17 protein-coding genes are annotated in these 15,333 nt (G+C 64.5%); 11 read left to right on the forward strand and 6 right to left on the reverse strand.

The features are described from left to right. Positions 1-3 precede the first annotated feature (3 nt). From MSTE_RS09460 to MSTE_RS09490, 7 genes are all read left to right on the forward strand, one after another. Entirely contained in the window at positions 4-444 is a 441-nt protein-coding gene (locus MSTE_RS09460) for an SRPBCC family protein (protein WP_005060860.1), read from the forward strand. Between the two features lie 19 nt (positions 445-463). Continuing rightward, positions 464-1,735 carry an ArsA family ATPase gene (locus MSTE_RS09465; protein WP_096500727.1) on the forward strand — a complete coding sequence of 424 codons (1,272 nt, stop codon included), beginning with the start codon at positions 464-466 and terminating at the stop codon, positions 1,733-1,735. Continuing rightward, complete coding sequence (locus MSTE_RS09470) at positions 1,732-2,115, forward strand: hypothetical protein (RefSeq protein WP_096505659.1); 384 nt, start codon at positions 1,732-1,734, stop codon at positions 2,113-2,115. Before MSTE_RS09465 ends, MSTE_RS09470 begins: the two co-directional genes overlap by 4 nt. Before the next feature lie 138 nt (positions 2,116-2,253). After that, entirely contained in the window at positions 2,254-2,976 is a 723-nt protein-coding gene (locus MSTE_RS09475; protein WP_096505661.1) for a lysophospholipid acyltransferase family protein, read from the forward strand. Positions 2,977-3,100: 124 nt separating this feature from the next. Next, complete coding sequence (locus MSTE_RS09480; RefSeq protein WP_096500728.1) at positions 3,101-4,399, forward strand: glycosyltransferase 87 family protein; 1,299 nt, start codon at positions 3,101-3,103, stop codon at positions 4,397-4,399. 9 nt (positions 4,400-4,408) lie between these two features. Next, complete coding sequence (locus MSTE_RS09485; protein WP_070942518.1) at positions 4,409-4,900, forward strand: polyadenylate-specific 3'-exoribonuclease AS; 492 nt, start codon at positions 4,409-4,411, stop codon at positions 4,898-4,900. A gap of 54 nt (positions 4,901-4,954) precedes the next feature. Beyond that, positions 4,955-6,343, forward strand: coding sequence for a class II 3-deoxy-7-phosphoheptulonate synthase (locus MSTE_RS09490; RefSeq protein WP_070942517.1), 1,389 nt, complete (start codon positions 4,955-4,957; stop codon positions 6,341-6,343). Here MSTE_RS09490 and MSTE_RS09495 read toward each other — a convergent pair. Then, entirely contained in the window at positions 6,340-7,605 is a 1,266-nt protein-coding gene (locus tag MSTE_RS09495) for a protein kinase domain-containing protein (protein WP_162291613.1), read from the reverse strand. The genes MSTE_RS09490 and MSTE_RS09495 overlap by 4 nt on opposite strands. Positions 7,606-7,683: 78 nt before the next feature. Beyond that, positions 7,684-8,124: an SRPBCC family protein gene (locus MSTE_RS09500; RefSeq protein WP_096500731.1), complete on the reverse strand. Its 441-nt coding sequence runs from the start codon at positions 8,122-8,124 to the stop codon at positions 7,684-7,686. Between the two features lie 82 nt (positions 8,125-8,206). Between MSTE_RS09500 and MSTE_RS09505 the strand changes: the two genes are divergently transcribed. Continuing rightward, positions 8,207-8,611, forward strand: a complete 405-nt coding sequence (locus MSTE_RS09505; RefSeq protein ID WP_096500733.1) for an Rv2175c family DNA-binding protein — start codon at positions 8,207-8,209, stop codon at positions 8,609-8,611. Here MSTE_RS09505 and MSTE_RS09510 read toward each other — a convergent pair. Continuing rightward, positions 8,608-10,131, reverse strand: a complete 1,524-nt coding sequence (locus tag MSTE_RS09510) for an alpha-(1->6)-mannopyranosyltransferase A (protein WP_408645914.1) — start codon at positions 10,129-10,131, stop codon at positions 8,608-8,610. The genes MSTE_RS09505 and MSTE_RS09510 overlap by 4 nt on opposite strands. A 37-nt stretch (positions 10,132-10,168) precedes the next feature. Continuing rightward, positions 10,169-11,224, reverse strand: coding sequence for a polyprenyl synthetase family protein (locus MSTE_RS09515; RefSeq protein WP_167455708.1), 1,056 nt, complete (start codon positions 11,222-11,224; stop codon positions 10,169-10,171). Positions 11,225-11,350: 126 nt separating this feature from the next. Between MSTE_RS09515 and metF the strand changes: the two genes are divergently transcribed. Beyond that, positions 11,351-12,331: a methylenetetrahydrofolate reductase [NAD(P)H] gene (metF, locus tag MSTE_RS09520; protein ID WP_096500739.1), complete on the forward strand. Its 981-nt coding sequence runs from the start codon at positions 11,351-11,353 to the stop codon at positions 12,329-12,331. Here metF and MSTE_RS09525 read toward each other — a convergent pair. Both MSTE_RS09525 and MSTE_RS09530 read right to left on the reverse strand, forming a co-directional pair. Beyond that, complete coding sequence (locus tag MSTE_RS09525) at positions 12,306-12,986, reverse strand: LppM family (lipo)protein (protein WP_096500741.1); 681 nt, start codon at positions 12,984-12,986, stop codon at positions 12,306-12,308. The two genes, metF and MSTE_RS09525, sit on opposite strands and share 26 nt — an antisense overlap. Beyond that, positions 12,983-13,645, reverse strand: coding sequence for a GNAT family N-acetyltransferase (locus MSTE_RS09530; RefSeq protein WP_096500743.1), 663 nt, complete (start codon positions 13,643-13,645; stop codon positions 12,983-12,985). The genes MSTE_RS09525 and MSTE_RS09530 overlap by 4 nt, the downstream gene beginning before the upstream one ends. Positions 13,646-13,922: 277 nt before the next feature. On the opposite strand from MSTE_RS09530, the gene MSTE_RS09535 reads away from it, so the two are divergent. Beyond that, positions 13,923-14,330: a DUF3040 domain-containing protein gene (locus MSTE_RS09535; RefSeq protein ID WP_096505663.1), complete on the forward strand. Its 408-nt coding sequence runs from the start codon at positions 13,923-13,925 to the stop codon at positions 14,328-14,330. 361 nt (positions 14,331-14,691) lie between these two features. Then, positions 14,692-15,123, forward strand: a complete 432-nt coding sequence (gene mraZ / locus MSTE_RS09540; RefSeq protein WP_030095491.1) for a division/cell wall cluster transcriptional repressor MraZ — start codon at positions 14,692-14,694, stop codon at positions 15,121-15,123. Positions 15,124-15,333: the final 210 nt, after the last annotated feature.

Genomic DNA, 15,333 nt, shown 5'->3' on the forward strand with positions numbered 1-15,333 from the left:
CAGGTGGCTGAGAAGACTACCCAAACGATTGCCATCGATGCCGAACCCGGCAAAGTGATGGCGGTGATCGCCGATATCGGCGCCTACCCGGAATGGGTGTCGGAGTACAAGGAAACCGAGGTGCTCGACACCGACTCCGAGGGCAGGGTCAAACGTGCCCGGTTGGTGCTGGACGCCGGTGTCCTCAAGGACACCCAGGTCCTGGAGTACGTGTGGTCTCCGGATGGCCGAAAGGTCACCTGGACCTTGGCGGAGAGTTCCCTCCTACGTTCGCTGGAAGGGACATACCTTTTGGCGCCCAAGGGGTCTGGCACCGAGGTGACGTATGAGCTCGCGGTTGACCTTCAAATTCCGATGATCGGAATGCTCAAGCGCAAGGCCGAACGCAAGATCACCGACTCCGCACTCAAGGATTTGAAGAAGCGAGTCGAATCTGACCGCTAGCGACGTCGGGGAGGATCTCGTGTCCCACCCCGCAGACGTCGCCCCCGATGCCCACGTGCCGTTGACAGCCACCATCGGCCTTTTCGTCGGCAAGGGGGGTGTGGGTAAGTCGACGCTGGCCGGTGCCACTGCGGTGCGGTACGCGCGCGCCGGGCAGCGGGTGCTCGCGGTGTCGACCGACCAGGCGCATTCCCTCGGCGACGTCTTCGGCGTTCGTGTGGACCCCACCCCGGGGGCTCATTGCGTGCGGGTGGTCGAGGACCCGTACGGGGGACAACTGGATGTGATGGCCCTGGACACCCTGGGACTGCTGGAACAGCGTTGGGGTGACATCGCCGCGACGATCGCCGAGCAGTATCCCGAATCCGACATTGGATCGCTTGCCCCCGAAGAGCTTTCCGCACTGCCGGGTGTGCAGGAGATGCTCGGGCTGCATGAGGTTCAACAACTCGCCGACACCGGCGAATGGGATGTCGTCGTGGTCGACTGTGCCTCAACGGCAGACGCGTTGCGCATGCTGACTCTGCCCGGAACCTTCGCGATGTATCTGGAACGGGCTTGGCCGCGGCATCGCCGACTCGGCGGTATCGGCACACCTCGCGCCCTGATACTGGCCGAACTACTGGAACGCGTTGCGGCGTCGGCGGATCGGCTTGCGGGCTTGCTTTCGGATGCCGAACGGGTGGGAGCCCATCTGGTGTTGACTCCCGAACGGGTAGTGGTGGCCGAGGCCATCCGTACCGTGGGAGCGTTGGCGCTCATGGGTGTGCGCATCGATCAAGTGATTGTCAATCAGGTTCTCATTCAAGATGATTCGTACGAGTACCACAATCTGCCCGCGCATCCGGCATTCGACTGGTACATGCAGCGCATCGCCGATCAAGCCGCGGTTCTCGATGAGATGGGGGAGGCGATCGGGGACGTGGAGATGCTGTTGGTGCCGCATCTGCCGCGTGAGCCCATCGGGCCGGAGGCGCTCGGCGAACTGGCCGAGGCGGTTCGGCGGCGCGATGGGGCTAAGCCCCCGGCACCGCTGGCCACCATTGTCGAGCGTGAATCCGGGTCCGGAGCGGACACCGTATATCTGTTACGGCTAGAGTTACCGCAGATCGATCCGGCCACATTGAGCCTCGGCCGGGTGGGAGATGACCTGGTCATCGGCGCAAATGGGATGCGCCGGCGGGTCCGGCTGGCCTCCGTGCTGCGGCGCTGTGTGGTTGTCGATGCCCGGCTTGTCGGTGGTGAGCTGACCATACGGTTTAGAGCGGATCCGGAGGTGTGGCCTACGTGACGGGTACCCATCCGGAACTCGCCCCCGAACTGCGTGCGTTGGCCGCCTCGATCCTCGACAAGCTCGACCCGGCGCTGCGGCAGGCCGCTCGCGCTCCCGCGGACGGCGCCGCTCCCGGAAAATGCAACCAGCTGTTCTGCCCGGTCTGTGCGTTGGCGGCCCTCGTCGAAGGTGAGCATCATCCGCTGTTGGCGACGATCGCCGAACACAGCCTCGCGCTGGTGATGGTGGTGCGGGCGATGTTGGAGGCCGAGGGGCCCGGTGGTCCGGACGATCCCGATGACGGCCCCGAGGGTGGTTATCGCAGTCCGTTCCCAACCCCGCCGCCGAGTTCGCAATCGACTGGGTACCAACCGATCCCGGTCGACATCGACGAGTGACGAGCATCCGTGTCCGTTCTGGGACTTCGCGTCCCATATTTCCGGGACCTTAGACACTCCACGAAGATTCGCCGTCGCCGAGGGTAAGCTCGGCGCCAGCCCCGTGCTGCTCATGGGGATCGGGAGAGGATGCGCGCGATGTTCTATTGGCTGCTGAAGTACATCTTCATGGGGCCGATCTTGCAGCTGATGGGCCGCCCCAAGGTAGAAGGTCTGGAGAACATTCCATCGTCCGGGCCGGCGATCTTGGCCGGAAACCATCTCGCCGTGGTCGACAGCTTCTTTCTGCCGCTGGTCTCTACCCGCCGGGTGACCTTTCTGGCCAAGAGCGAGTACTTCACCGAGCCCGGGTTCAAGGGCTGGCTGAAGAAAGTGTTCTTCAGCGGGGCCGGGCAGGTCCCGATCGACCGCACCGGCGCCGACGCCGCCGAGAATGCGCTGAGCACCGCCAAGCGGCTACTCGGCGAGGGCAAGCTGCTGGGTATTTACCCCGAAGGCACTCGCTCCCCGGACGGCCGTCTCTACAAGGGTAAGACGGGCTTGGCGCGCATGGCCCTGGCCACCGGGGTACCCGTCATCCCGATCGCGATGGTCGGCACCAATGTGATGAACCCACCGGGCACGGCGCGCTGGCACTTTTCCAAGGTCACCGTGAAAATCGGCAAGCCGTTGGACTTCTCTCGCTTCGATGGGATGGCCGGAAACCGCTTCATCGAGCGTGCGGTCATCGACGAGGTGATGTACGAGCTGATGCAGCTGTCCGGTCAGGAGTACGTCGACATCTACGCGGCGTCGCTCAAGGACAAGCCCGCAGAGCCTCCGCAGCAGCCCGATCGCATCCCGGAGAGCGCCGCCGGTTAATCGGGGGTCCGTGCATCTTCCCTGCATCTGAGGTGGCACCTCGCAGTGGGGCGTGGGTCAGCTATCCGCGCCGGTACCGTTACTCTTGAGGCCACCCGCAGGAGAACTGAGAGATGCAAGGGCCGTGCCGAATTCAATAAACGAAACCGCCATCGCGGACGGCGGCTCCGTTCGTCGAGTTGCCAGATGGATCGCGTGGGGTGGCCCGCTCGTCCTCGCCGTCGCCCTGCTGCTGCACGCGGTCGTCTTCATTCACTGGCCGACATATGCACTGCAGATCGACGTGTTGGTGTATCGATTCGGTGGCACACGCGTACTGGACGGACTGGATCTCTACTCGATCGGGCGCAACGGCGAGATAGACGATCTGCTGTTCACCTACACCCCGTTCGCGGCGTTGGTATTCACCCCGCTGGCCTTCATCACCGACTTCACCGCACAGATCCTGTCGCTCGTGGTGTTCCCGGCGCTGCTCGTCTACTCGGTCTGGCGCATGCTGGCCTGGCTGAACGTCTCGGCCAAGGCCGGACTATGGGGACTGTTGGCCCTGCTGGTCGGTCTGGTTTCGTGGCTGGAACCGGTCCGGCTCTCCATTCAGCTCGGCCAGATCAATCTGCTGATCCTGGCGGTGGTGGTGACGGACCTCCTGGCGCCCAAACGGTGGAAGCTGGCCGGGATCGGCATCGGCATCGTGGCCGGCATCAAGCTGACCCCGATGATCTTCATCGTCTTCTTGTTCCTGGTGGGGCGGATTCGTGCGGCCGTCATGGCAGCCATCACGCTGATCGCCACCATCGGTCTGGGCTTCATCTTCCTGCCCTCCGCCTCGCACTACTACTGGGTGGACCGTGCCTTCGAGAAGATCAGCCGCATCACCCGCGACCCCACCGCGAGCACCAGCATCAGTGGGCTTTTTCTCAGATTGAATCTGTCGGCCGGGACGGCCACCGCACTGTCGGTGTTGGTGATCGTGGCGAGCCTGGTGGTCGCGGTTCTGGCGTATCGGCGCGGACAGCTGCTGCTGGCCATCTCGATCGTGGGCATGGCATCGGCGGCGGCCTCGCCGTTCAGCTGGAGTCATCACTGGGTGTGGTTCGTGCCGTTGGTCGTCCATCTGAGCTACCGCGGTTACGTGCTGGGCAAGCGGGCGTCCGCGATCACGATGTGGGCATTCTGTGCGGTGTTCGCGGCGTGGTTCACCAGCCTCAGCGGCAAGACACCGGACTCCGGCGCCTTGACGTTACGCCCCGGCGGTGTCCTGAACGATCTGATCCCCAGCCTGTATGTATTCGTTCATCTCGGGGTGCTCGTGGCCAGTTGGATATGGCTGCGGCGTGACCCGACGGACGTGAACGATGTTGTGCGCGAAGATGAGCCGACACAGGCCGATGAGCTGGCTCCGGCTTCTCCGGCGCACAACTAGGCGGCCCGCGTGCGTTACTTCTACGACACCGAGTTCATCGACGATGGCCGCACCATCGAACTCATCTCCATCGGGATGGTCTGCGAAGACGGCCGTGAGTACTACGCCGTCTCCACCGCCTTCGATCCGCAGCAGGCCGGTCCGTGGGTGCGCCAGAACGTCCTGCCCAAACTGCCGGCGCTGTCGTCGCCGCTGTGGCGCTCACGCGGGCAGATTCGCGACGACCTGGCCGAGTTCCTCGGACTGAACGGTGGCGGGTCGTCCGACCCGATCGAGTTGTGGGCCTGGGTGGGTGCCTACGACCACGTGGCGCTGTGTCAGCTGTGGGGGGCCATGACGGAGCTGCCGCAGCCGGTTCCCCGGTTCACCCTCGAACTCAAGCAGCTGTGGTACGACCTGGGCCGCCCGGCGGTGCCGAAACGGCCCGCCGACTCACACGATGCCCTGGTTGATGCCCGCTACAACCTGGCCCGCTACCGCGCGATGGTTCCGCCGGGCTGATCACCGCGAATCCCGGGTGAAAATCCGCTGGTAAGGGCCGGTTAAGATGAGTACGTGAACTGGACAGTCGACGTCCCCATCGACCAATTGCCGGAGCTGCCGCCGCTCCCGGCCGATCTGCGTCAGCGCCTGGATGCCGCGCTCGCCAAACCTGCTGCTCAGCAGCCGAGCTGGCCCGCGAATCAGGCCGCGGCCATGCGGACCGTGCTCGAAAGCGTGCCCCCGATCACCGTCCCCGCGGAGATCCAGCGTTTGCAGAGCCAACTGGCTCAGGTAGCACGTGGTGAGGCATTCCTGCTGCAAGGCGGAGACTGCGCCGAGACCTTCGCCGATAACACCGAGCCGCATATCCGGGCCAACATCCGTGCGCTGCTGCAGATGGCGGTGGTGCTGACGTACGGATCCAGCATGCCGGTGGTGAAGCTGGCCCGTATCGCCGGCCAGTACGCCAAACCACGCAGCTCCGATACCGACGCACTGGGGCTGCGGTCCTACCGCGGCGACATGGTGAACGGATTCGCCCCCGACGCGGCGCTGCGTGAGCACGACCCTTCGCGTCTGGTGCGCGCCTACGCCAACGCCAGTGCCGCGATGAATCTGGTGCGCGCGGTAACCGGCTCGGGGATGGCCTCGCTGGCACTGGTGCACGACTGGAACCGGGAATTCGTCCGTACCTCACCTGCCGGTGCCCGCTACGAGGCGCTGGCCTCCGAGATCGACCGCGGCCTGAAGTTCATGAGCGCCTGCGGTGTGGCGGATTCGAACCTGGACACCGCTGAGATCTACGCCAGCCATGAGGCGCTGGTGCTCGACTACGAGCGCGCCATGCTGCGTTTGTCAGAGGACGAGAACGGCGAGCCGGCACTGTACGACCTGTCGGCGCACTACCTGTGGATCGGCGATCGCACGCGGCAGCTCGATCACGCGCATGTGGCCTTCGCCGAGATCATCGCCAACCCGATCGGGATGAAGATCGGCCCCACCACCACGCCCGATCAGGCCGTCGAATACGTGGAACGTCTTGACCCGCACAACAAGCCGGGCCGCCTGACGTTCGTGTCGCGGATGGGCAACTCGAAGGTGCGCGATCTGCTTCCGCCGATCATCGAGAAGGTACAGGCCACCGGCCATCAGGTGGTTTGGCAGTGTGACCCGATGCATGGCAACACCCACGAGTCGCCCAGCGGTTACAAGACGCGGCACTTCGATCGGATCGTCGATGAGGTGCAGGGATACTTCGAGGTGCACAACGCGCTCGGCACGCACCCCGGTGGTATTCACGTCGAGATCACCGGTGAGAACGTCACCGAATGTCTCGGTGGGGCACAGGATATTTCGGATGACGATCTGGCCGGTCGCTACGAAACGGCATGCGATCCGCGTCTGAACACCCAGCAGTCACTGGAGTTGGCGTTCCTCGTAGCGGAGATGCTCAGGGACTAAAGCAGGTTGGTGATGTTGGCGCCCAGCGACCAGCATCCCGCCGCCACCGAGGTGGTGATGATGAGAACGATCACCAGCCACATGAAGATCGCGCGGCGGCTCTGCTGACGTTCGTACCGGTACTCCGAGTCGTCGATATCGGCGAAGAACGCCGATTCGTCAGGGTCGCTGTCGAATTCGGGATCGTACTGGGGATCATAGGCGGGCACCGGGTCCATCATCCGCGTGGGATTGGGCACCTTGGGACGTGCCGAGACGCTGGGTCGCGGTGAGACACCCAGGGCCGCAGCGGCCGAGGCGGTGTCTGCGGCATCCGCTTTACCGGGGGCGCTGAGATTGCCCGTGGTGCGTCCGCCGGTCTCGATCAGTCGGCTGCGGTAAAGCTGTTCGGCAACATGCTGTTTGGAATCCCGGGGTGCAGGTACGCGGAAGGTCGGCAGTTGCAGATCCGCGGCGATGGCGTCCAGTTCGGCGCCCATCTGTGCAGCGTCGGCGTAGCGTGCGTCCGGGTCGCGGGAGGTGGCACGCAACACAAGTTCGTCGAACTCTTCCGGAATGCCGTCGATGACCTCGCTGGGTGCCTGTACATCGCGATCGATGCGTTGATAGGCCAGTGCCAACGGCGTATCCCCGGTGAACGGTGTTGAACCGGTGAGCAATTCGTACATCAGGATGCCCGCCGAATAGACATCGCTGCGTGGGCCGGCCGAGCCGGTGCGCACCTGCTCGGGGGACAGGTACGCCGCAGTGCCCAAGATCACGCTGGTGGACGTGATTCCGGCCTCGGCGACGGCACGCACAAGCCCGAAATCGGCGAGCTTGACCTCGCCGTCGTCGGAAATCAGCACGTTCTCGGGTTTGACGTCGCGATGCACCAGTCCCGATCGGTGTGCGACCGCCAAGCCACCGAGCAGCGGATTGAACACCGCGGCCACGGCATGGGGCGGCATGGGTCCACGCTCGCGCAACAACTCGCGCAGGGTGCCCCCGTCGATCAGCTCCATCACCAGGAAGGGGTGCTTACCGTCCATGCCCTGATCGAACACGGCCACCAGCCCCGGGTGGCGCAATCGTGCGACGGCTCGGGCCTCGAGCCGGAACCGTGCCAGAAACCCCGTGTCGGAGGCGTAGCGGCTGTCCATCACCTTCACGGCAACCGGGCGGTCCAGCCGGGTGTCCAGCCCCCGGTACACGGTCGACATGCCACCTGTCGCAATCGGTGCCTCAATGCGATACCGACTATCGAGCACCGTCCCGATCATCGGATCGAGGCGGTGGGTCGGGTTCTTGGGCGACGTCATCGCATCGATGGTATCCAGTGATGCGGGAGCGCCCCGGCGTCAACGTCGCTTATCGAGCATTTCGCGGACGGAGTTGAGCATTGGCCCGGCGCCCGAGAACAGCATGGTCCGCCATTGACGGTGCAGGGCAATGGCCGGGTCGAACCGGCTGTACGTGACACGCAGCCGGGTGCCGCCGGGCTCCGGCAGCAGATTCCAGCGGGAGGTCACTTCGATTCCAGGGGCGGTCAATACCTGCTCGATGTGCTCGTGTGGCACCACGCTGGTGTAGGTGGTCCGGAGCACGCCATCGAAGCCGACGGCGGGCTGCGGATGGGTGATCAGGACGCGTGCCTCGCCGACTTCGACGGGTGCGTCGTTGACCTCTTTCACCTGTGAGGCGGTGAGCTCAAGGGAAACGAGAACATCCCAGACCTTCTCGACGGGGTAGGGGTAGTACTCACTGTGGGTGACCGATGTCGGATCGCCGGAACTCGTCACGGTCCGAAGGTTACGCGCGTCACCACACCCGGAGGACGCTTTTGGGCGACGGTGGCGTGCGAGGCGACTAGCGTCATTCGTTATGAGCGCCATTCCATACGTTGCCGACACGCTTGACGCCGACGAGCCGTTGTTCTCCCTCAGAGAAGCGGCCACGCGCCTGCGGGTACCGGTTTCCAAGGTTCAGCAGTATTTGCGCGACGGTGAACTCATCGCAGTGCGCCGCGATGGCGAAATCAAGGTTCCCGTCATCTTTTTCAGCCCCGAAGGCCCGGTGGTGAAGCATCTGTTCGGGCTGCTCTCGGTGCTGCGGGACGGGGGATATCACGAGCCCGAAATCATGCGTTGGCTGTTCACCGGTGATGAGTCGCTGACGGTGACCCGGGACGGCACCACCGAACGAATCGAAGCGGCCCGCCCGGTCGATGCGCTACATGGTCACCAGGCCCGCGAGGTGCTGCGGCGGGCACAGGCGATGGGCTATTAGTAGTCGCTGGGATCGCGCGCTTCCGGCGCGGTGTTGATCATCCGCCACGCGATGGCAGCGCAGGTTGCCGCGATCAGTACATGCACCCACACGTACATGCCGTGGGAGCCATCGGGTTTGAAGATCACCATGATCCAGGTGGAGAACCCGGCGATGGCTGCGATCGCGATGCGCGATTGCAGCAGCGGCGCCGCGATGGCCAGTGGCCAGGTGTAGTACCAGGGCAGCGCCGCCGGCGCCATGAGCACCACGATCACCATCGCCCACAGGATCCCGAACATTGCGTCGCGATCGTTGTGCCGGTGCCGCCACCACACCACGGGCAGGCTGACCGCGATGACCATGACCCCGATGATGCGGGTGATCTCCAGAAGCGCATCGAAGTTGACGGTCACGAAAAGACCGGCGACGACGTTGATGATGTTCGCGACGGCGGTGGGCACTGTCAGCCAGTTGATGATCTTCACCGAACCGGCCAGGGCGGTCAGCCATCCCAGGCCGACGCCGGCGATCCAGGACAACACCGCGAACACCGCGACGACGACGGACACCGAGGCTGCCGACGCCATCGCGAACGCGGTCACCGGGTGACGCTGTGGGGAGTCCTCATCGGCGTTCTCGGCCAGGCGACGCATCCAGATCCACACCAGGAAGGGCAAGGCCAGACCGGCTGTCGCCTTGACGGCCACCGCCAACGCGACCACTGATATGCCCCAAACATGCTGGCGCTCAAGGACGAGTGCAATGCCTGCCATCATCAGGCCGACCATCAGCATCTCGTTGTGCACACCGCCCATGAGATGGATGATCACCAGCGGGTTGAGCACGCAGATCCACAACGCCTTGCCGGCGTTGGCCGAAAGACAGCGGGCGACTCGGGGGGTGGCCCACACCAGCAGCGCCAATCCGGGCAGCATGCACAGGCGTAGCAGCATGGTTCCGGCCACCACGTCGTCACCGACGATCTGAGTGACAAATCGTGCGATGAGGATGAACAGCGGTCCATACGGCGCGGTGGTGGTGGACCAGATCGGACTGACGTTCTCTAGCAACGCGTTCGGGTTTTCGACGGGGCCCACCAGATAGGGGTCGAATCCGTCGCGCAGCAACGCGCCCTGTGCGAGATAGGAGTACGCATCCCGACTGAACACCGGGACCGAGGCGAGCAGCGGCAGCAGCCAGCACGGAATGACGACCAGGAGGGACTCCTTGGTCACCTTGCCCGCGATCACGTGGCGACCCAGCCCGAGCCACGCCAGCAGCATGAGGACCACTCCGAGCCACATGCAGATCGAGGACACCACCAACCCGTGGCCGAAACGCAACCAGGACAGCCCAACGGATTCCAGCAGCGGATCGTGCTGTCGGGTACTGCCCGCACCCAGTCCGCCGATGGCGATGAGGATGGCGCCACCGAATCCGGTGACTGCCGCGCGCCCGGCGGGGGACCTCAGGAAGGCGGCTGTCCACCCGGCGTCCGGATCGACTACCGCAGGTTCGGGTGCCGGGTTTGGCTCCAGGGGAGGCTGCACCGCCTTTGATGATGTGCTCACGTGATCATGCGCTCCGGTTGGACACCAATCGGACGAGGTCAGACAGCGCGACACGGGCGTCATCGGCGATATCTGCGCCGGACAGCTGCTCCAGTGCGCGGTGCGTGTGCTCCTCGATGCGAGACTCCACCGCTGCGAGTGCACCCAAGTCGACGATGAGTGAACACATTTCGGCGACCTGATGATCGGTGAGTGGGGTGCCGATCCAGGAGTGAAGCATGTCCTCGGCGGCGTTGTCGTTGATGCGTGCCAGTCGCAGGGCTTCGGCCAGCAGCACGGTGCGCTTTCCGGAACGCAGGTCGTCTCCGGCGGGTTTCCCGGTCACCTTGGGATCCCCGAACACCCCGAGCACGTCGTCGCGCAGCTGGAACGCAACACCGATATCCAGCCCGACATCACCGAGAAGTCGTGAGATCTCGGGGTTCTCGGCCGCGATCGCGACGCCCAGCTGCAGGGGCCGCTGCACCGTGTATCCGGCGGTCTTGAAGCGGATCACGCGCATGGCGGTCTCGACGGACTCGTCGCCAGAGGATTCGGACAGAATGTCCAGATATTGGCCGCCGAGCACCTCGCTGCGCAGGATCGACCACACGCCACGAGCCCGCGCATGGGCCTGGGGGGACAGCTGTGCGCCGACCACCATGTCATCAGCCCAGGTAAGTGCCAGATCGCCGAGCAGGATCGCAGCGGATATGCCGAACTGTTCGGGGGAGCCGGACCAGCCGTTCTCACGGTGCAGGGCGGCGAATTCGATATGGATGGTGGGCTCGCCGCGTCGGGTGGCGGAGCTGTCGATGACGTCGTCGTGAATGAGCGCACAGGTGTGCAGCAGTTCGAGCGCGGCGCATACCCGCAGCACTTCGGGATTCCACGGATCGGGGTCGTCGGTGACCGCTCGCCAGCCCCAGTAGGCAAAGGCGGGGCGTAGCCGCTTGCCGCCGCGCAGCACAAACCGGTCGAGGGCCGTGATCGCATGCTCATAGTTCTGCCCGATATGCGCGGTGTGCTCACGGCATTCGGCCAGGAACTGGCTCAGTTGGTCGCTTACCGCGTCGGTCAGGTGCCGGGCGTTGGCAGCGGCTACGTTGACACTCAGCGGTGCGTCCTCTCAGGGTGCGGTGGTTGATCCCGGATGCTTACAGGTCTCCGAGGGTGAACCTAGAGTAATCCCACCTATCCTGGACGGGTGACAACCAACCCGCTCGACCATGACGCATCGGTCGCCGAGCTGCAGGATCCGGGGTCGATCGCCGATCGACTGGCCGGGGTTCAGCCTGGCGATGTCGCGTTCTCGGTGGAGTTCATGCCGCCTCGCGATGAGGCCGCCGAGGCGCGGTTGTGGCGGGCGGCAAGAGTTTTCGAGCGGTATCAGCCGGTGTTCGTCTCGGTGACCTATGGAGCGGGCGGTTCCACCCGTGATCGCACGGTGCGGGTGACCGGTGAGCTGGCCGAGAACACCACCTTGCTCCCCGTTGCGCACCTGACAGCCGTCGGGCACACCGTCGATGAGTTGCGTGCCATGGTGGGCGCATATGTGGACCGTGGCATCACCAATATCCTTGCCCTGCGTGGCGATCCGGCTGGGGATGTGAATGCTGAATGGATTCCGCACCCCGGTGGGTTGACCTATGCCGAGGAATTGGTGCGGCTGGTTCGTGACCTGGGTGATTTCCACGTGGGTGTTGCTTCTTTCCCGGAGGGCCATCCGCAGGCGATCGATCTGGAACGCGACACGGCCAATTTGGTGAACAAGCTGCGAGCCGGAGCGGAGTACTCCATCACGCAGATGTTTTTCGATGTCGACGACTACCTGCGCCTGCGTGATCGGGTGGTGGCCGCCGACCCCGAACAGGGCGCCAAGCCGATCGTTCCCGGGCTGATGCCCATTACGTCGCTGAGGTCGTTGCGCAGGCAGGTGGAGCTCTCTTCGTCCACGTTGCCCATTGCTCTGGAGGAACGACTTCTACGTGCTGCCGGGGATGGTCCCGAGGAGAACCGCGACGAGGTCCGCAAGGTCGGCGTCGAGGTCACCACGTCGATGGCCGCCCGGCTGCTCGCCGAGGGTGTTCCGTGCCTGCACTTCATGACCCTCAACTTCGCGCGGGCCACTTCCGAGGTGCTGGAGAACCTCGGAGTGCGGGTCACTCCGGGAACTGGTCGGGCGTAAGCCGAGGGGATTGGTCGCGGTCCAGCCAGGCCAGGGATGCAACCAGGGCGCCGACCAGCAGGGCGGAGATCGTTATGAAGATCGCGGCTCCGTTGAAGGAGCGGGTGCTGGGGTCGGTGTAGCGGGAGGTCGCGGTGAACGTGCTGACTACGCCGGGAGTGAGTTTCCACTGCACGGCGTCGGAGCCGAGCATCTCCCCGTTGGTGGATTCGATATCGCCGGGAAATGAAATGGCCAGCGACACATCGGCATCTGAGGTGTCTTCCAGTGCGGTCAGATCGGCGCGGCCTTCCAACACCACCACATCGCCGTTACGGCGCAGGGTGAGATCGAAGCCGGCGGCGTTCTTGTTCATTCCGGCCAGCTGGGGGACTTCGGCGAACGTCAGATCGTTGAAGATGGCGCGCGACCCCACCATGCCGTTCTCTTCGTACTCACCGACCTGAACCTTCTGGGCGAAGGACATGTTCCGTTCGAGCTGGGGGCCTTTGTCGTCTTTGCCTTGCGGTTTGGCGACGGCGATCAGCTGCCCCGAGACGTGATCGTCGGTGGTGACGGTCATCGAGGCCTTGACGCGCACGCATCCGGACAGCAGCGGCAGCGTCGTCAACAACAGCACTGCGGCAATACGCGCCGCACGCCCAGGGCTATTCATCGCGGCTCATCGTGCCAGACGGCGGTCACGTCGGCCTGTCGATATCCGGGTTCCAGCGGCAAAGCCCGACCAAGCACTGCGAATTGCCGGGGATCTCCCGCGAACTGGTGCTGCCGGATGACATCGGTGAACCCGAGTCGGCGGTACAACCGCCACGCCCGGTTGGACTCGCCGGTGATCTCGGGGGTGGACAGCAGCACATGCGATTCGGAACGACCGGCCAGCAGCCGCCGCGCCAACGCCTCACCGAAACCGTGGCCCTGGAGCCCGGGGTCGACATGCAACTCTGTCAGCTCGAAGTACTGGTCGAGCAGGGCGCTGATGTGGTCGCGGGGCACCCCGGACTTGCGTAGTCCCTGGCTGACCTGCTGGTGCCACCACTGGTCGGCGGCACCGCGGTAGCCGTAGGCGATCCCGACGATGCGTGCCTGGTCCATGCGGTCCTGGGCGGATCCGGCGCTGTCAGAGGCCGGATCGGCGGGAGAGTCAAAGATCGCGGCCGCCTGCCACCCTCGTCTGCGGCTGTGTTCGAGCCACATCGGAGCACGCTGATCCTCGGTGCCGTGCGGATAGCCCATGGCGATGACGTAGACGCGAAGCGCTTCGCTGAGCCTGCGCTGCATATCGCGTTGCGACAAGTCGGCCAGGAATGTCGTCAACGTGCGTCCTTTTGGTTTCTGTGTGGGCTTCGGGTGTACCGCCGGGTTTATCACGCTCTGCCCATTCCTGGGCGCTGTCTCTGTTTTCGCCGGGTCCGTCGGCGCGCCGCGCCGTGTCGGTTGCCCGGTCGGTGTGGCTGGGAGATTGGTGGGTGAACCGGGTGGTATAGCGGGTATTCACCTCGTATTATGAACGTGAGGGTGTTGTAACCACGGCACCGTTGATAAAACGACACGACATACTCAACCGGTTGCGATGCGCCAGAGGGAGGGACCGATGCCACTCTCCGAGCACGAGCAGCGCATGCTCGACCAGATCGAGAGCGCGCTGTACGCGGAGGACCCCAAGTTTGCGTCGAGCGTGCGCGGAGGACGCCTGGGCGCGACCTCCGGTCGCCGCCGTCTGCAGGGTGCGGCGCTCTTCTGCATCGGCTTGGCGATGTTGGTGATCGGTGTCGCCGTACCCGCTACTCAGATCGGAAACTTCCCGGTCCTGAGCGTGATCGGGTTCGTCGTCATGTTCGGGGCCGCGGTTTTCGCGATCATCGGAAGCCGGCGCTCCGAGGCGGGCGCTACCGGGCAAGGGGGACCGGGCGCATCCAGTGGCCGCGCTCGTCGCCCACGCGCCGCCGGATCGTTCGCGCAGCGCATGGAAGAGCGATTCCGCCGCCGTTTCGACAACTGACAAACCCCATCTAACGCAGTCCGGACTCTCAGACCCGCGCAGTCGGCGCGGGTCTGTTGCTGTATGCGTTGCTGCCTGAGCGCTTCCACTGCGCGACTACTCGCCATGGGGTGATCGCTCGCAAGCCTGTTCGCCCGTGCAGGCCAAATCGTTATCAACTCGTCCGGATACCGGTGCCCCACTCGCCCCCACTAGGTTGACCTGGGGAAACAGCATGTCGAAGCCATTCGTCGACCTTATGGTGGGCACATGGTGGGGAGACACGCGGCAAATCAGATTCAAAGTGGGGGATTGTGGGGTAAAGTGGCGCCTATCGGAGGGAAGGGTAGCTCCGAAGGGTTCCGGGCAGGGAGGTGTCGAGGTGTTTCTCGGTACCTACACGCCCAAGCTCGACGACAAGGGGCGACTCACATTGCCCGCCAAGTTTCGGGACGCGTTAGCTGGAGGGTTGATGGTTACCAAGAGCCAGGACCACAGCCTCGCCGTCTACCCGCGGGCCGAGTTCGAGCAGCTGGCACGTAAGGCCGCCACGGCTTCTCGGAGCAACCCCGAGGCCCGTGCCTTTCTGCGTAACCTGGCGGCGGCCACCGACGAACAGCATCCGGATGCGCAGGGGCGCATCACCTTGTCCGCCGATCACCGGCGATACGCGGATTTGTCCAAGGACTGCGTTGTCATCGGATCCGTTGACTACCTAGAGATTTGGGATGCTGCGAAGTGGCAGCAGTACCTGGAGGAACACGAAGAGAATTTCTCGGCGGCCAGCGATGAATCCCTCAATGGCATCTTCTGAGCGAGCCCGCGCAGCGCGGCCTCTGTCCGATACGGCCCTGGCGTACTTCCCCGACGCCAGGTTCGCACCATCGGGCAGGGACCGGGCTGCGCGGGCTCCTCGCACTTACCAGTGCTCCCATTGGGGCATCTCCCGCTCCCGGAGGGGTATCGCCGTGTCTGACAATGATTTTCCGGCTAGCTCCGGGGCTGGTTTCGGCCATGTGCCGGT

The organism is [Mycobacterium] stephanolepidis (assembly GCF_002356335.1).
GTDB lineage: Bacteria > Actinomycetota > Actinomycetes > Mycobacteriales > Mycobacteriaceae > Mycobacterium > Mycobacterium stephanolepidis.